At 33.0% G+C, this 17,011-nt stretch carries 15 protein-coding genes; 8 read left to right on the top strand and 7 right to left on the bottom strand.

What is annotated here, in order from left to right:
• The first annotated feature begins 23 nt into the window (after nt 1–23).
• From AC1RRN_RS03845 to scpA, 5 genes are all read left to right on the top strand, one after another.
• Nucleotides 24–905 carry an SDR family oxidoreductase gene (locus tag AC1RRN_RS03845; protein ID WP_316635665.1) on the top strand — a complete coding sequence of 294 codons (882 nt, stop codon included), beginning with the start codon at nt 24–26 and terminating at the stop codon, nt 903–905.
• A gap of 250 nt (nt 906–1,155) precedes the next feature.
• A complete protein-coding gene (gene udk / locus AC1RRN_RS03840) occupies nt 1,156–1,764 on the top strand; it encodes a uridine kinase (protein WP_026984962.1) in 609 nt (202 codons plus the stop codon).
• Between the two features lie 161 nt (nt 1,765–1,925).
• Entirely contained in the window at nt 1,926–2,252 is a 327-nt protein-coding gene (locus tag AC1RRN_RS03835; RefSeq protein ID WP_492966042.1) for an FtsB family cell division protein, read from the top strand.
• Between the two features lie 16 nt (nt 2,253–2,268).
• Nucleotides 2,269–3,633 (top strand): methylmalonyl-CoA mutase subunit beta, encoded by a 1,365-nt coding sequence (locus tag AC1RRN_RS03830; protein ID WP_492966041.1) that lies wholly within the window; start codon nt 2,269–2,271, stop codon nt 3,631–3,633.
• Nucleotides 3,634–3,677: 44 nt separating this feature from the next.
• The gene (scpA, locus tag AC1RRN_RS03825; protein ID WP_492966040.1) at nt 3,678–5,813 is read left to right on the top strand and encodes a methylmalonyl-CoA mutase; all 2,136 of its coding nucleotides are present in this window, start codon (nt 3,678–3,680) and stop codon (nt 5,811–5,813) included.
• 54 nt (nt 5,814–5,867) lie between these two features.
• On the opposite strand, the gene AC1RRN_RS03820 is transcribed toward scpA, so the two are convergent.
• The 5 genes from AC1RRN_RS03820 to dapF all read right to left on the bottom strand — a co-directional run bounded on the left by AC1RRN_RS03820 (nt 5,868) and on the right by dapF (nt 9,781).
• On the bottom strand, nt 5,868–6,515 hold the full coding sequence (locus AC1RRN_RS03820; RefSeq protein WP_492966039.1) for a peptidoglycan-binding protein LysM: 648 nt from the start codon (nt 6,513–6,515) through the stop codon (nt 5,868–5,870).
• Nucleotides 6,516–6,955: 440 nt separating this feature from the next.
• Nucleotides 6,956–7,996, bottom strand: a complete 1,041-nt coding sequence (mltG, locus tag AC1RRN_RS03815; protein ID WP_492966038.1) for an endolytic transglycosylase MltG — start codon at nt 7,994–7,996, stop codon at nt 6,956–6,958.
• 10 nt (nt 7,997–8,006) lie between these two features.
• Nucleotides 8,007–8,540, bottom strand: coding sequence for a GNAT family N-acetyltransferase (locus AC1RRN_RS03810; RefSeq protein WP_492966037.1), 534 nt, complete (start codon nt 8,538–8,540; stop codon nt 8,007–8,009).
• A 2-nt stretch (nt 8,541–8,542) separates the two neighbouring features.
• Nucleotides 8,543–8,971, bottom strand: a complete 429-nt coding sequence (locus tag AC1RRN_RS03805) for a hypothetical protein (protein WP_492966036.1) — start codon at nt 8,969–8,971, stop codon at nt 8,543–8,545.
• A gap of 27 nt (nt 8,972–8,998) precedes the next feature.
• Entirely contained in the window at nt 8,999–9,781 is a 783-nt protein-coding gene (gene dapF, locus AC1RRN_RS03800) for a diaminopimelate epimerase (RefSeq protein ID WP_492966035.1), read from the bottom strand.
• Nucleotides 9,782–9,919: 138 nt separating this feature from the next.
• On the opposite strand from dapF, the gene AC1RRN_RS03795 reads away from it, so the two are divergent.
• Together AC1RRN_RS03795 and AC1RRN_RS03790 are read left to right on the top strand one after the other, a co-directional pair.
• The gene (locus AC1RRN_RS03795) at nt 9,920–11,320 is read left to right on the top strand and encodes a S1C family serine protease (protein ID WP_492966034.1); all 1,401 of its coding nucleotides are present in this window, start codon (nt 9,920–9,922) and stop codon (nt 11,318–11,320) included.
• 207 nt (nt 11,321–11,527) lie between these two features.
• Nucleotides 11,528–12,976, top strand: coding sequence for a glyceraldehyde-3-phosphate dehydrogenase (locus AC1RRN_RS03790; RefSeq protein WP_492966033.1), 1,449 nt, complete (start codon nt 11,528–11,530; stop codon nt 12,974–12,976).
• Nucleotides 12,977–13,039: 63 nt separating this feature from the next.
• Here the strand turns inward: AC1RRN_RS03790 and AC1RRN_RS03785 are convergent, their stop codons facing one another.
• Nucleotides 13,040–13,498, bottom strand: a complete 459-nt coding sequence (locus AC1RRN_RS03785) for an Lrp/AsnC family transcriptional regulator (protein ID WP_068844397.1) — start codon at nt 13,496–13,498, stop codon at nt 13,040–13,042.
• Between the two features lie 201 nt (nt 13,499–13,699).
• Here AC1RRN_RS03785 and ald point away from each other — a divergent pair, with 201 nt between their 5' ends.
• The gene (gene ald, locus AC1RRN_RS03780; RefSeq protein WP_492966032.1) at nt 13,700–14,818 is read left to right on the top strand and encodes an alanine dehydrogenase; all 1,119 of its coding nucleotides are present in this window, start codon (nt 13,700–13,702) and stop codon (nt 14,816–14,818) included.
• A 122-nt stretch (nt 14,819–14,940) separates the two neighbouring features.
• Here ald and pafA read toward each other — a convergent pair whose 3' ends face one another.
• Nucleotides 14,941–16,581 (bottom strand): alkaline phosphatase PafA, encoded by a 1,641-nt coding sequence (pafA, locus tag AC1RRN_RS03775; RefSeq protein WP_492966031.1) that lies wholly within the window; start codon nt 16,579–16,581, stop codon nt 14,941–14,943.
• Between the last annotated feature and the right edge of the window lie 430 nt (nt 16,582–17,011).

Raw genomic sequence — 17,011 nt, 5'->3', positions numbered from 1 at the left:
TATTGCAATAAAAAGAAAAAAGTATGAGCTATACAGATAAAATGTTGCGCGATGACGCCTTAAAAGGAAAAGTCATTGTAGTTACTGGGGGCGGAAGTGGTTTAGGAAAAGCAATGACTAAATATTTCTTAGAATTAGGCGCTCAGGTAGCGATTACTTCTAGAGATTTAGACAAACTAAAAGCAACTGCTACAGAACTTGAAACCGAAACTGGCGGAAAATGTTTGCCGCTTCAATGTGACGTTCGTCATTATGAAGAAGTAGAAAATATGCTTCAGGAAGTTTTAAAAACATTCGGGAAAGTAGATGTCCTTTTGAACAATGCTGCCGGAAATTTCATTTCACCAACAGAACGTTTATCTGCAAATGCATTTGATACCGTTATAGATATCGTATTGAAAGGTTCTAAAAACTGTACACTTGCCTTTGGAAAACATTGGATTGACACCAAACAAACTTCTGCTACTATTTTAAATATTGTTACGACTTATGCCTGGACTGGTTCTGCCTACGTAGTTCCTAGTGCTACTGCAAAAGCGGGAGTTTTAGCCATGACAAGAAGTTTGGCGGTAGAATGGGCAAAATACGGAATTCGTTCTAACGCAATTGCTCCGGGACCATTCCCAACAAAAGGGGCTTGGGACAGACTATTACCTGGAGATCTTGCTGAAAAATTTGATATGGCCAAAAAAGTACCATTAAAACGTGTGGGTGATCATCAGGAATTAGCCAATTTAGCGGCTTATTTAGTTTCTGATTTTTCGGCTTATGTAAATGGAGACGTCATCACAATTGATGGAGGCGAATGGCTAAAAGGTGCCGGACAATTCAATTTATTAGAAGCAATTCCGGAAGAACTTTGGGATCAGCTTGAAATGATGATAAAAGCAAAAAAGAATAAATAATTACAAGTGCTTACTAAATTCAGAATATTTTATTAAAACTATACTGATTGCACGAAATCCCGAAGGTTTACTTTCGGGATTTTTTTATGTTTTTCACCATATAAGTAATATAAGTTCAGTTAAGTACTATTTTGTTTAAATATCTGTCTGCTTAAATTTACTTACATTACTTATATGGTTAAATTGCATTATGTGTTTAGCAATCCACATAAATTATTATTTTTGCCAAACAAATATATACTATAAAATTATGCTCATTATTGGACTTGCAGGAGGAACAGGAAGTGGAAAAACAACAGTAGTACACCAAATCATGACCGAATTACCCGACACTGAAGTTGGCGTAATTTCTCAGGATTCGTACTATAAAGAAACAACCAATTTGTCATTTGACGAAAGAGCACTAATTAATTTTGATCACCCAAGATCTATTGATTTTGAATTATTGGTAAAGCATCTTAAAGCTTTAAAAGCGGGTGAAACAATTGATCAGCCGGTTTATTCGTTTATACAACACAATAGAACTGATGATACAGTATCAACACATCCGAGAAAAGTAATGATTGTTGAAGGTATTTTAATCTTAACCAATCCGGAATTACGTGAACTTTTTGATATCAAAATTTTCGTTCATGCCGATTCTGACGAAAGATTAGTTCGTCGTTTAAAAAGAGATATTTCAGAACGCGGGCGTGATATTGACGAGGTTTTAAATCGTTATCAGAACACTTTAAAACCTATGCATGAGCAATTTATCGAACCATCAAAAGCTTTTGCTGATATCATTATTCCAAATGACAAATATAATACTGTAGCAATTGATGTGGTTCGTGCCGTAATTAATCAGCGAATTTCATAATTTTTATTGTAAATTTATTCCATAAAAATTAGGAGCTATTTCCCGCTTTCGCCTTTATCTTTTTATGTCCGCCGCGGCGGACATAAAAAGGATACCGGCTCTATCGGGGCTAGAAAGACGAATCTCATCCAAAAGAAATAATCGGTTAAACAAAACTAAAAATGAAAAATCCATATAAAGACAAAAAATGGTTTAAACTTCTAAGCAACAAATATGTTTGGGTTTTGCTTTTTTTTGTTGTCTGGATGTTATTTTTAGACAATTACTCCTATTTTGATCATCGCTTTTTAGACGGGCAAATCAATGAATTACAAGACAATAAAAAATATTACCAGGAAGAGATAAAAAAAGATCAGGAACAGATCAAACAACTTAAAAATCCTGAACAAATAGAAAAATACGCTCGCGAAAAGTACTTTATGAAAAAAGACAGCGAAGATATTTACATCATCCAATTTGAAGGAGATACCATTCAAGACAAAGAATAATTAGAAAAAACACCCAATGGCCACTACCCTGTTCGACGATTTTAATCCGATTTCATCCAAACAATGGAAACAAAAGATTCAGTTTGAATTAGATGGAGCCGAATACAACCAAACTGTAATTTGGAATTCTCCAGAAGATATTCAGGTAAAACCTTTTTATCACAGAGATGAATTTTCAAAAGCGTTACCCGTAAAAACGGAAGCTTCAAATTTTAAAATCTGTCAAAATATTTTTGTTTACGACATCGAGAAATCGATTCAAAGAGCTATTAATACTATTGAAAGAGGTGCTGAAAGCCTACGTTTTACGATTCAAAATGAAAAAATAGACATTCAAAAATTATTAGAAACACTTCCTTTAGAAAATAGAATCGTTTACTTTAATTTAAGTTTTATTTCAATCGATTTCGTAAAAAAATTAGACACTATTTCTTTACAAAAAAAAGCAGTTTTTTATTGTAACATAGACCCAATTGGTCATTTTGCGAGAGAAGGAAATTGGTTCCCAACATCAGACAAAAATAATTTTGAAACGATTGAAAATATTGCAAAAGTAACTACAAACCTTTCATTACTAAGTATAGATTTAGGTTTGTATCAAAATGCCGGCGCCAATATTACACAACAAATTGCTTACAGTTTGGCTCACGCAAATGAATATTTAAATCGTTTGCCAAGTATTACCAAGCCAATTGTTTTTCAGGTTTCTGTCGGAACGAACTATTTCTTTGAAATTGCAAAACTTCGTGCTTTGCGACTGCTTTTTAAACTAATTGCCAAAGAATATAATCCTAATATTGAATGTCATTTATTGGTTACACCAACCAAACGAAATAAAACGATTTACGATTACAATGTCAATATGCTTCGTACTACAACAGAATGCATGTCAGCTATTTTAGGTGGTGCCGATGCCGTTGCGAATCTGCCTTATGATGCTTTATATCATAAAGACAATGAATTTGGAGATCGAATTGCCCGAAATCAATTGCTGGTTTTAAAACATGAAAGTTATTTTGATAAAGTCGATAATCCTGCCGATGGAAGTTATTATATTGAAAGTTTAACAACCCAATTAGCAGAAAAAAGTTTGACTTTATTTAAAGATATTGAAGCCAATGGAGGCTTTCTGAAACTTTTAAACGATGGAACAATCAAAAAGAAAATTCAGGAAAGTGCTGCAAAAGAACAGGAATTATTCGATTCAAAAAAAGAAGTTTTATTAGGAACTAATAAATATCCAAACAAAGAAGATAAAATGAAACACGATTTAGAGTTGTTTCCTTTTGTAAAAATAAAACCAAGAAAAACATTAATTACACCAATTATAGAAAAAAGATTAGCTGAGAAACTGGAACAAGAGCGATTAGAACTTGAATAATCTTTTTCAAAGTAATTAATAACCCAACAAAATGAAGTGTCTCCATGATAAGAAAAGACCTTAAACATATTAATCTTGACAGTCAAAAGTCAAAAGTCGAAAGTCAAAAGCCTGACCTTTTTGCTGACAACTTTTTAACGGCTGAAGGAATTGAAATTAAAAAAGCATACTCTGAAAAAGATCTTGAAAATTTAGAATTTCTTGATTTTGGAGCAGGCTTTGCTCCTAATCTGCGTGGACCATACGCTACAATGTATGTAAGACGTCCTTGGACCATTCGTCAATATGCAGGATTTTCAACAGCTGAAGAAAGCAATGCATTTTACAGAAGAAATTTAGCTGCCGGACAGAAAGGACTTTCTATTGCTTTTGATTTGCCAACACATCGCGGTTACGATTCTGATCATGAACGAGTAGTTGGCGATGTCGGGAAAGCTGGCGTTGCGATAGATTCTGTCGAAGACATGAAAGTGCTTTTTGACCAGATTCCTTTGGATGAAATGTCAGTTTCAATGACCATGAATGGAGCTGTTTTGCCTATCATGGCATTTTATATTGTTGCGGCTGAAGAGCAAGGTGTTGCGATTGAAAAATTATCAGGAACGATTCAAAATGATATTTTGAAAGAGTTTATGGTACGAAATACATACATCTATCCCCCGACACCTTCAATGAAAATTATTGCTGATATTTTTGAATTTACGAGCAAAAAAATGCCGAAATTCAATTCTATCTCTATTTCCGGATATCATATGCAGGAAGCTGGTGCCACTGCCGATATTGAATTAGCTTACACTTTAGCAGATGGTTTAGAATATATCAGAACCGGACTTTCAACAGGAATGACGATTGATGAATTTGCTCCTCGCCTTTCTTTCTTTTGGGCTATCGGAATGAATCACTTTATGGAAATTGCCAAAATGAGAGCAGGACGAATGATCTGGGCAAAATTAATTCAGCAATTTAATCCTAAAAGCGATAAATCTTTAGCATTAAGAACGCATTGCCAAACCAGTGGGTGGAGTTTAACAGAACAAGATCCTTTTAACAATGTGGCCAGAACTTGCATTGAAGCAACCGCAGCGGCTTTTGGAGGAACGCAATCCTTACACACTAATGCACTTGACGAAGCAATTGCTTTACCAACCGATTTTTCTGCGAGAATTGCACGTAATACACAAATCTTTCTGCAAGAAGAAACGAAGATTACCAAAACAGTTGATCCTTGGGCAGGAAGTTATTATGTTGAAAGCCTGACCAATGAAATCTTAGAAAGTACCTGGAAACTTATTGAAGAAGTTGAAGAATTAGGCGGAATGACAAAAGCAATCGAAGCCGGAATTCCAAAACTTAGAATTGAAGAAGCTGCGGCAAGAAAGCAAGCCAGAATTGATAGCGGACAAGATATTATTGTTGGTGTAAATCAGTTTAGATTAGAAAAAGAAGATCCGTTACATATTCTGGATGTTGACAACCAAATGGTTCGTAAACAACAAATTGAACGTCTTGAAGAAATAAAAGCAAAAAGAAATACTGAAAAAGTAAATCAATCACTGGAAAAATTAATTCATTGTGCCAAAACCGGACAAGGAAATTTACTGGAAATTGCAACCGAAGCAGCTCGTGAAAGAGCAACATTAGGAGAAATTAGCGATGCTCTGGAAAGTGTTTTTGGCAGGTATAAAGCACAAATTAAATCCTTTAGCGGTGTGTATAGTGCAGCAATAAAAAATGACGAAAATTTTGAAAAGGCAAAACAACTAGCAGATGCATTTGCCAAACAAGAAGGAAGACGTCCTAGAATTATGATTGCCAAAATGGGACAAGACGGCCATGACAGAGGTGCAAAAGTGGTTGCAACTGGTTATGCTGATGTAGGTTTTGATGTTGATATTGGTCCACTTTTCCAAACTCCCGCTGAAGCCGCTAAACAAGCCGTTGAAAATGATGTCCATATATTGGGTGTTTCTTCTTTAGCTGCCGGACATAAAACATTGGTTCCACAGGTTATTGAAGAACTTAAAAAACATGGCAGAGAAGATATTATGGTAATTGTAGGTGGTGTTATACCAGCGCAGGACTATCAATATTTATTTGATGCTGGTGCAGTGGCAATTTTTGGGCCTGGAACTAAGATTAGTGAAGCAGCGATAAAAATTTTAGAAATATTAATTGATTAAATATATTCCAAAAAAAATCCCGATTAGCTCGGGATTTTTTAGCTTTTTACTTTTTTAGTCGTTTATTGTAGCGTTACTATCAGCCTCAATATAAGAAAGATCATAACCTCCGAAAGCTTTCATATAACTTCTTAATGAAGTTCCGTAAGCATCTCTAAAATGCCTGTTCCCCTTATTTTTAAAGAAGTTTTTTACTGATCCTGCACCACCAAGATGAGCAGCAGCCAGAATTCCAGATTCGGTAATGGCAACACCATTAATGATTTTACCTTCGTACTTTTCAATTTCATTACGCAAAATCCATTTGTTTTTGGATAGGAGCGCAACAAAAGCTTTTTCTTGTAAAGCAGGGTTTTTCAAAAAGGCTTTGTTGTTGTTAATACCAATAGCTCTCAATGCTTCAGAGCCAAATTGGTATTTTCCCATGTAACCCAATGAATTTACTTTTCGGTATTTTCCCTGAGATTCTTTAAAAGCAACTGCTTCTTTAAAACCGATTAGATGATTTCCCGTGTATGGGACGTTTAACTTGTTTGATTCAGGATAATCATCCTTATCTAGCGATGGAAATAAGTATTCTGATCCATCTGTTTTTTCTATTAAAAACCAAGGTTTGGTTTCTAGATTAAAGGGTTTAAAACCCAAACTTAAAAATGTAATAATAACGACTAAACTCGCATAAAAATACCATTTCTTTATCATAAATTGTTTTTCTTCAAAACGCTGTCACCCTTTTGAAATTTCTACGGTGCAAAGATAATCAAAAACAAACAATGCTGACATTCAGGCGTTTACATGTTTTTGAATAATACTAATATCTTTCCTATCCCTTTAGTGGTGCAGTTTTCGAGCGTTAACAAGAGGTATTTATTTTTGCAAAAAACGTCCAAAAAATAAATCCTCAAAATGTCATTTTTAGGAATTTTTTAGGAAATTTGTTAAAATAATAATATTTAACTTACATGATTTCCATTTTTTTTAGACATAAATCAATGTGATTTTCTATTAAGTCAGATAAAAAAAATAAGAATTGTTTCACAATACTCTTTGTTTTAATTTAAAAACTCGATAGTACTTTGAAAATTTCCATAAAAAAACCGAAGCTTTAAACTTCGGTTTTTTTATGGAAATAATTTTAATAACTATCTTGTTACACCTTGACTAGCAATCCAGTCTGAATATTTTTTTGCATTTACATTGTGTTCCGCTAAAGTTGAAGCAAATTCGTGGTATCCAAAACGTTCTACACTAGCACAAAAATAGATATAATCGTTTTTCTCCGGATTCAAAACAGCCTCTAAAGCCGTAATATCAGGCATTGCGATTGGTCCTGGAGGTAATCCAATATTTACATAAGTATTATAAGGTGATTTCATAACCAAATCATTATAAAATACTCTTTTAATAACCTGATCGAAATTATTATCTCTTAATTTTAAAGCATAAATTACTGTTGGATCAGCTTGTAATGGCATTGCTAAACGCAAACGGTTTAAATAAACTCCTGCAATTCGTGGTCTTTCGTCTTTTTTAACTGATTCTTTATGAACAATCGAAGCCAAAATAGTAGCCTGAACTGGTGTTAATCCTTGTTTTTTTGCTTCTTCAATTCTTTTATCTGTCCAGAAATTATGATATTCCTTGATCATTTTATCACGGAATTTCTCTGCAGAAGTATTCCAATACACTTCGTACGTATTTGGAATAAACATGGCGAATACATTATCTTCATTAAAACCATTAGCAGCCATGAAAGTCGAATCTTTAATAGCTTTCATTAAAGATAAACTATCAGCTTCGATTTCAGAACCCACCCTTCCGGCAAAATTCTCCAAACGTTCTTGGTTGTTAAAAGCTAATTTAACCGGAACATTAGATCGCATTGCACGAACTAAGTCGATATTATTCATATCTTTTTTAAGAAGAAAACGTCCTGATTTCACATTTTCAGGATAGCTTCTCTTATTGGCTACCATTTCGAAATTATCGAAATTCTTAATATAAGGTTCTAATATTTTTTTAACATCGGTATAATTTGCACCGGTTGGAACATAAACATAAAGTTCCTTTTCCTCAAATTTTGTGTTGGTGCTAAAAATTCTGCTGATCAAAATAAATCCGTAAATCATTAAAACTGAAATTACGGCTACAGCAGTTATCGTGATAATTTTTTTTAAGCTCAAAGTCTAGATTTTAAATTTGTTTGTTAATTAACTGGTACATTGCTTCGTCTTGATAGTGGTTATTCAGCAAAATCCAATCTTTTTTAATTCCTATTTTCTCAAAACCAAATTTAGTAAAAAGAGCTATACTTGCTACATTTTCAACACTAATATTTGCGTAGAGCTGATGTAAATTTAAATTATAAAAAGCATATTTAATTAAAAGTTCTAATGCTTCAGAACCAATATTTTGTCTTTTATTCTCATCGTTTTGGATAACGATTCCAACACCCGCTTTATTATTCTTCGGATCAAATTCGAATAAATCAATTAATCCAATAGCAGGGAAATCTTCATCCTGACAAATAGCCAATCGCAATTGCTTTGCTTCGTAAATATCCTGATGAGCATTTTCTAAATATTGACGAACCAAAAAACGGCTATATGGCGTATAGGTATTACTAACTTCCCAAATGTTTTGATCATTTTCCATCGCATACACAAACTCCAGATCATTAGGTTCTAATGCACGCAGATAGATATTTTCGCCTTTGAGTGTTATCATTTTTAATTCTTAAATAATTTATTCCAAATTCTAAAAAAAGACGTCTTATTTAAATTACCTGAATAAATCTCAGTCGAAATTTTCAAACAATCTTCATTTAATATTTCTTTTCGAATCATTCTAAAGCCATCATATCTACTATCTATGTCTTTATAATGATGAAAAAATAATGCTTTACATCTTTTACAGCAATAGATATTACAATTATAATATGGCCACAAATGCAGATTAATCTCCTTATTATCGATGCTTATATCATATGCCAAATTTTGAAAAGGAACATTAATATTTCCAACTTTGATATATTGAGTCTCTATTGCAAGATCTACTCCAGACCATAAATGATAATCAGCATGATTATATAGGCAACTATTATTTACTGGTAACTGATCTAAATAACTTACAAAATTTCTTTCATTGATTTCGTCCATAAAGCATTTTTACTGGTACTCTAGATTTTAGATTTCTATTGTTCCTTTAAAAACAAATTTTGCAGGTCCTGTCAAAAAAACATTGGTAAAATGATCTCCTAATTTATCAAAAGAAACATTTAATTTTCCACCTTCAACATTTAAATTAATTGAAGTTTTATCTGTTTGACCAATTGCATTCATGGCGATTGCAACGGCTGTGGCTCCGGTTCCACAGGCTAAAGTCTCGTCTTCAACACCTCTTTCGTAAGTACGAAGTGAAAAAGTATCTTCATCAATTTTTTTCACAAAATTAATATTACTGCCTTTTTCTCCATATAATTCTCCGTAACGAATTGCAGCGCCATTTTCTTTTACATTATATTGTCTTAAATCGTCAACAATCTGAACATGATGCGGAGAACCTGTATTTAAAAAAGTATGTGAATCATGTTTCTGAACTTCATCAACATCAATCATTTGCAAGGAAATAATTGCATCATCTCCCACAGAACCGTGATGCAATCCGTCAGTAGCCATAAAAATTGCCTGATTATTGATAACGCCCAATTGATTGGCAAAAGCTACAAGACAACGACCTCCATTACCACACATCGAACTTTCATTTCCATCAGAATTGTAATAAACCATTCTGAAATCAGTATCCGAATCATTTTCTAGTAAGATAAGTCCGTCTGCTCCAATTCCAAATCGTCTGTCGCATAAACGTTCAATTAGTTGAATATCTTCTTTTGGGAAAAAATTAGTACGATTGTCAATCATTACAAAATCATTCCCGGTACCTTGATATTTATAAAATTCTATTTGCATTTTTAGTCTATTAATAAGTACAAAAGTACGAACTATTAATTAATGAAATGTTAATCATTGTTAAAGAGCGTTAAACCATTTTTTGAAATAATTTTTTCCTTTAATTTTACGTTAGTAACTTAAACATAAATCCTAATTATGAAAAGATTTTCAAGCTTATTTTTAGTGTCATTACTAAGTGGTGCTACTACACTTGGTGCTTACAAATTATTATTTGACAGCAACAATTCTTTTTTTGGAAGAGAAAATTCTGTTGTTACGCTAGCCCCCAATTCACTTGGCAGAAATGTTGCATTATCAGCTGAAACAGTTGATTTTACTGCTGCTGCAGATAAAACAATTCACACTGTAGTTCACGTAAAAAATGTTTCAAGAAGAACAATCAGTAATCCGATGATGGAATTTTTCTATGGATATGGTGGCCAACAGCAGCAGGAACAAGTAGGAACTGGTTCTGGTGTTATTATTTCTGAAGATGGATATATTGTGACCAACAATCACGTAATTAAAGATGCTTCTGAAATTGAAATTACCTTAAACAACAAGAAATCATATACTGCAAAATTGATTGGTACCGATTCGAAAATGGACATCGCACTTTTAAAAATTAATGCCGATGAAAAATTGCCTTATACTGCATTTGCAAATTCTGATAATGTAAAAATTGGAGAATGGGTTTTGGCAGTTGGTAATCCTTACAACCTAACTTCAACTGTAACTGCGGGAATTGTTTCGGCGAAAGCCAGAAATTTAGATACAAGTGGAATTCAATCATTCATTCAGACTGATGCGGCTGTAAATCCTGGAAACAGTGGAGGTGCACTTGTCAATACCCGAGGCGAATTGATTGGAATTAATACAATGATTTCATCAATGACTGGTTCTTATGTTGGATATTCATTTGCAGTTCCGTCTAATATTGCCAGAAAAATTATTGAAGATATCATGGAATTCGGAAATGTTCAAAGAGGAATTTTAGGTGTTGAAGGTGGTGAATTAAACAGTACAGCATCAAAAGAATTAGGTGTTACGCAAACTCAGGGTTTCTACATCAGTAAAGTTTCTAAAAATTCCGGAGCTGAAAAAGCGGGTCTTGCAAAAGGTGATATTATCGTAAAATTGGATGATCAAAATATTGCAACCTATGCCGACCTTTCAGGTTATATTAATACAAAACGACCAAACGATGTTGTTAAGGTTACTTATATGAAAAACGGACAATCAAGAACAGTTCCTGTAACTTTAAGTAAAAATGAATTTTACAGTGCTGAATTCAAAGGAATAGAATTAGAAAATATTGATGCAGTTGATAAAAAGAAATTCCACATTGATTATGGAGTAAAAATTAAAAACATAACCAATGAGAATTTAATGCAATATCAAAATGAATTGCAAGGAAATATTATTTTGAGCATTGATAATGTAAAAGCAATAAATGTTGAAACCGTTTCGAAACTTTTAAGTAAAAAAGACGAAGGGCAAAGTGTCCGTATAGAAATGATAAACCGAAATGGAGAAATCTTTAGAATCATCATTTAATCACAGTTGTCAGTCTCATTTTTCAGTTTTATGACTGACGACTGAGACTCTGACTGAAAACTTCAAAAAAGCCATCTTATAAATTAAGATGGCTTTTTTATTTTTCAAAAATAAATCACAAAATAGTTTACGAAATCGATTGAAATGGATACTTTTGCGCCAAATTTAAAAATAGTGAGCGTTTTATTTTTTTCAATTTAGGCAATTATGAGTAAAAAATCTTTGTACCAAAAAGAGGTATCATTACAAGTCGACCGAAGAAGAGCTGGTGTCGAATTAATAAAAGTCATAAGCGATTTATGGTATGACAAATCCATCGAAATGGTTTTATTCAAAAACCAATTATTAGATAAAAATGTCAGTGACATAATCAATTTGCATCAATATGCAGGTGAATTCGTAGGTAAACCTATTAGTGTTTTTGATTCTGTTGAAATTGCAAAAGTAATTTTGTCATTAGATTTTCCACCTGCAAAATTAGACTTAGGAAAACTTACATACGAATATCTTTTAGAAGAAGAAAAATATCCGGATGCAAGATATTTTGTAATGGAAAAATTGAAAAAAGCTAAATCAACAAAAGAGATTCAGCCAAAAGATGTTGTTTTATATGGCTTTGGAAGAATTGGACGTTTGTTAGCGAGAGAATTAATGTCAAAAACTGGCAAAGGAAACCAATTGCGTTTGAGAGCAATTGTAACCCGCGACAAAAATGATGCGTCAATTTTAGAGAAACGAGCTTCTCTATTACGTTACGATTCAATTCATGGAGATTTCCAAGGATCAGTAATTGCAGATCCAAAAAATAATGCTCTAATTATAAACGGAACTACTGTTCACATAATAAATGCCAATACTCCGGAAGAAATAGACTATACACAATACGGAATCAATGATGCTTTAATTATTGATAATACTGGTGCCTTTACAACAGAGGAAACTCTAAAAAGGCATTTAACTTCAAATGGAGTTAGCAAAGTTTTATTGACAGCTCCTGGAAAAGGAATTCCAAATATTGTTCACGGCGTTAATCACAACGAATATAATCCCGACGAAACAAATATTTTTTCTGCAGCATCATGCACTACAAATGCTATAACGCCAATTTTAAGAGTCATTGAAGATACTTTAGGAGTTGCAAAAGGACATTTAGAAACCATTCACGCCTATACAAACGATCAGAATCTGGTTGATAATATGCATAAAAAATACCGTCGAGGAAGAGCAGCTGCATTAAACATGGTGATTACCGAAACTGGTGCCGGAACTGCAGTTGCAAAAGCAATTCCATCTCTTGAAGGGAAATTAACTTCTAATGCTATTAGAGTTCCCGTTCCAAACGGATCTTTAGTTGTATTAAACTTAGAAGTTAAAAAAGCCACTTCTATAGTAGCAATCAATAAAATAATGAAAAAATATGCTTTAGAAGGAGAACTTGTAGAGCAGATCAAATATTCTCTAAATAATGAATTAGTTTCTTCTGACATTGTAGGTACTTCTGCTCCCTCAATTTATGACAGCAATGCAACAATTGTTTCTAAAGACGGAAAAAATATTGTGCTTTATATTTGGTATGATAACGAATATGGATACAGTCATCAGGTAATTCGTTTAGCCAAATACATTGCTAAAGTGAGACGTTTTACTTATTATTAATATAAAAACCAAAACCAACTATTCTTAAGACCATCAATTTTTATTGATGGTTTTTTGTTTATTTTAAATTGGAAGAACTGTGGTGCTTTTTACTTCTGAAATTACAAAAACAGTATTGATTAAAGAAACTTCAGGCAAGACTGATAATTTTTTTTGATGAAAATGGTGATAACTTTCCATATCCGGAATAATGATTTTAAGCATATAATCAAAATTTCCAGAAACGTAATTACATTCAACAACTTCTGGCAAATTAAGAATGGATTGATTAAACCCTTCAGAAGTATCGTAAGTCTGTTTTGTTAAAGTTACCTGGCAATAAACCGTAAGATTGTTTCCGAGTTTTTTCTTGTTTAAAATCGAAACATACTTCTCTATAACTCCCTCTTTTTCAAGACGTTTAACCCTGTCATGAACCGGTGTAAGGGATAGATTAATTTTATTTGCAATGTCCTTTAAAGTATAGTGGGCATTTTCCTGCAAAAGTCGTAAGATTTTTTTGTCAATTTCATCTAAAGCCATAACGAAAACGTTTTCTTTAATTAGTAAAATTTAGTCATTTTTTCTTTTTTGAGAAGTACAAACCCACTTAAAAAGAATATTTTTCTGTAAAAGTATAAAATAAAATAATATTTTCTTATTTATAAGTGTAATATCAATAATATATTCTCTATCAGTAGCTTTGTAAAACAAATTGAAGAAAAAAATAAAAAATATAACAAGATGATAATAGGTGTTCCAAAAGAAATAAAAAACAACGAAAATCGTGTAGCATTAACTCCAGCTGGTGTTTCTGAAATGAAAAAACATGGACATACAGTGTATGTTCAGGCTACTGCAGGTTTAGGGAGTGGTTTTGCTGATGAAGAATATGCGCAAGCAGGAGCAGTAGTTTTAGAAACTATTGAAGAAGTTTATGCTATTGCAGAAATGATTATTAAAGTAAAAGAGCCAATTGCTTCTGAATATCCGTTGATCAAAAAAGATCAATTACTTTTCACTTACTTTCACTTTGCTTCATCAGAGCCGTTAACTCACGCAATGCTTGAAAAAGGTGCTGTTTGTTTAGCTTACGAAACTGTTGAAAAAACAGACCGTAGTTTACCATTATTAGTTCCAATGTCTGAAGTTGCAGGTCGTATGGCTATACAACAAGGTGCAAAATATCTTGAAAAACCATTAAAAGGAAGAGGAATTCTTTTAGGTGGTGTTCCAGGTGTACCACCAGCAAAAGTATTAGTATTAGGTGGTGGAATTGTTGGTACTCAAGCTGCAAAAATGGCTGCTGGATTAGGAGCACAAGTAACTATCATGGATTTAAGTTTGCCACGTTTACGTCATTTAGATGATATTATGCCAGCAAACGTAAATACAGAAATGTCTAATCATTATAATATTACAAGAGCAATTAAAGATGCTGACTTAATTGTTGGTGCTGTTTTAATTCCAGGAGCAAAAGCACCTCACTTAATTACACGTGATATGCTAAAATTAATGCGTCCAGGAACTGTTGTTGTTGACGTAGCGGTTGATCAAGGAGGATGTATTGAAACTTGTACCCCAACAACTCACGAAAACCCAACTTTTATTATTGATGATATTGTTCACTATTGTGTAGCAAATATGCCAGGAGCCGTTCCTTATACATCAACTTTAGCTTTAACTAATGCAACTTTACCTTACGCAGTTCAATTAGCAAATAAAGGATGGGAAAAAGCTTGTAATGAAAATGAAGAATTGAAAAAAGGATTAAACATTGCTAACGGAAAAATCCTTTACAAAGGAGTTGCTGAAGCTTGGAATCTTCCTTTTAACGAAGAATTAGTGTTAGCAAACGCATAGTGCTAACATTAAAATAAGTGCTTACTAAATAAACACTATTTAAAAGGCTTTTCTTAATTGAAAAGCCTTTTTTTATGGCATAAAAAAACCTGTCTAATTAGACAGGTTTTAAACCTTTAAATTTATTTTTTTGCATTCAAAACTTCTTTTCTTTCATCTAAAACTTCCTGCATTATTTTTGCTTCAGTTCCATTAGGGAAAGCAACTTTGATTTTTTGTGCTATTGTTGGAGCAATTTCCGTAATAGCTTTTTTATCATATGATTCTCCTTTTTTAATGTGCCATCCGTAAAAAATAGCCGGCACATGAGTATCATAACTATATGGAGTCCCGTGAGAAGTTCCTGTAACTGAATATTCCATATCTCCAGGTTTGTTAATGATAACCATATCTCCATCCTGAGTTACATCGTATCCCTTTGCAACAAAATTCAAATAATAATCGTTACCAGAATTTGCTAAAATTTCTTCTTCTGTATACACTTTTTTAATCTGTGGCAATGAAATCATATAATCTTTAAAAGCTTGTTTCACTTTTGTCAACTCCAATCCTTTATCTTTAATTATTTGTTTATTGAAAAAAATATTGAAGTTAGAATAATTTAAAAGTAAATCAACGCCAAATGTTTTTACTGAGAAATCCTTTAAATTTTTAGTAAAGTCTTTTGACGGATAATTATCTACATTATATTTTCGATCCTTCAGGTAAATTACATTTTCAGCACCAGCATGATCGGCAGTTAAGAACAGAAGGTAATTATCTTTTCCAACTGTTTTATCCAAATAGGTTAAAAAATCTGCGATTGTTTGATCTAATCTTAGGTAAGTATCTTGAAGTTCCATAGAACGTGGTCCTAGTAAATGTCCAACATAATCAGTAGAAGAGAAACTTACGGTTAAGAAATCAGTAATATTATCTTTTCCTAATTCTTCTTTTTCAATAGCCTTTTTAGCAAACTCAGCTAACAAATCATTTCCATAAGGAGTAGCTCTTAAAATTCCAGCATCATTTTTCTCATACATAGTTTTCAAATCATATGGAAAAACTGGCGCTGCACTACCGTATAGTTTTCCTTCATAAGGATTATTATCCGGTAAACTTTCATTATACGTTGACGCTGGTTTGTACAAATCCCAACCTTTATTTATGTATGACATATAATGTTTCTCATTATTAAACTGAGTCACCCAATCCGGCAATTTTTCACCATAAAAAGTACTAGAAATAAAAGAACCAGTTTTACTATACCAAAAAGCCCAGTTTGCAAAATGACCTGCCGGTAAAATTGCACCACGGTCCTTAAGACTCATACCAATCACTTTCCCTTGAAAATTAGTAGCCATTCTTACTTCATCCGTAATAGTAGTACTTTGAAGATTTTTAGGAGACATTGCCCCTTCTTCTACAGTACCATCACCTACAGTTTTTACCCCTGGATCATCAGTACAATACATTTCTTTTCCCAGAGTCCTACTAAACCATTCATTTCCAACAATTCCATGAATCGCTGGTGTAGTTCCAGTGTAAATAGAGGCGTGTCCCGGCGCAGTATAAGTTGGCATATAATTATAATGCATATTCTGAAAAGTAAATCCATTATTCATTAATCTCTTAAATCCGTTTGGTGAAAAATCATCAGAAAACCGATATAAATATTCCATTTTCATCTGATCTACAACAATACCAACTACCAACTTAGGGCGCTGTTGAGCACTTAAATTTGAAATAACAAACAATGTCAACAATACAATACTTTTTTTCATACTTAAATTATAATATATAACTACAAAAATACAGATTCACATTTAAAATGGCTAACCGAGGTTAAATTAAAACCCAAAATTGATTTTTATTTAACAGAAACAAGATGATATATTGTTGAAAGAATACGAATAATTTGGGCGTTTCCCTTCGGGTCGTCCCGAGGCTTCGGGATTCGCTAAATCTTTTGCGGAATTCTGTCTAAGGCATTTCATCATGAGGTTTCATTTCCCGCAAAAGAACACCGCCCCATCATTAAAGTGGTTTAGGGTAAACAAGAAGTTTCACATTGAAAAGAAATCCCAATTTTAAAACACAAACGGGTTTAAAACAAAAAACCCTATCCGATTAGGATAGGGTTTTTAAAAGAAAGGCGACGACATACTCTCCCACATAACTGCAGTACCATCTGCGCAGGCGGGCTTAACTACT

It is taken from the genome of Flavobacterium sp. GW821-FHT11G01 (assembly GCF_058808175.1).
Note: the sequence above shows the minus strand (reverse complement) of the source record. Positions and strands in the feature narration are given on the sequence as shown.

Coding starts and splice junctions, on each gene's coding strand:
- AC1RRN_RS03845 (WP_316635665.1), top strand. CDS start 24: ATGAGCTATACAGATAAAATGTTGCGCGATGACGCCTTAAAAGGAAAA.
- udk (WP_026984962.1), top strand. CDS start 1,156: ATGCTCATTATTGGACTTGCAGGAGGAACAGGAAGTGGAAAAACAACA.
- AC1RRN_RS03835 (WP_492966042.1), top strand. CDS start 1,926: ATGAAAAATCCATATAAAGACAAAAAATGGTTTAAACTTCTAAGCAAC.
- AC1RRN_RS03830 (WP_492966041.1), top strand. CDS start 2,269: ATGGCCACTACCCTGTTCGACGATTTTAATCCGATTTCATCCAAACAA.
- scpA (WP_492966040.1), top strand. CDS start 3,678: ATGATAAGAAAAGACCTTAAACATATTAATCTTGACAGTCAAAAGTCA.
- AC1RRN_RS03820 (WP_492966039.1), bottom strand. CDS start 6,515: ATGATAAAGAAATGGTATTTTTATGCGAGTTTAGTCGTTATTATTACA.
- AC1RRN_RS03810 (WP_492966037.1), bottom strand. CDS start 8,540: ATGATAACACTCAAAGGCGAAAATATCTATCTGCGTGCATTAGAACCT.
- AC1RRN_RS03805 (WP_492966036.1), bottom strand. CDS start 8,971: ATGGACGAAATCAATGAAAGAAATTTTGTAAGTTATTTAGATCAGTTA.
- dapF (WP_492966035.1), bottom strand. CDS start 9,781: ATGCAAATAGAATTTTATAAATATCAAGGTACCGGGAATGATTTTGTA.
- AC1RRN_RS03795 (WP_492966034.1), top strand. CDS start 9,920: ATGAAAAGATTTTCAAGCTTATTTTTAGTGTCATTACTAAGTGGTGCT.
- AC1RRN_RS03790 (WP_492966033.1), top strand. CDS start 11,528: ATGAGTAAAAAATCTTTGTACCAAAAAGAGGTATCATTACAAGTCGAC.
- AC1RRN_RS03785 (WP_068844397.1), bottom strand. CDS start 13,498: ATGGCTTTAGATGAAATTGACAAAAAAATCTTACGACTTTTGCAGGAA.
- ald (WP_492966032.1), top strand. CDS start 13,700: ATGATAATAGGTGTTCCAAAAGAAATAAAAAACAACGAAAATCGTGTA.
- pafA (WP_492966031.1), bottom strand. CDS start 16,581: ATGAAAAAAAGTATTGTATTGTTGACATTGTTTGTTATTTCAAATTTA.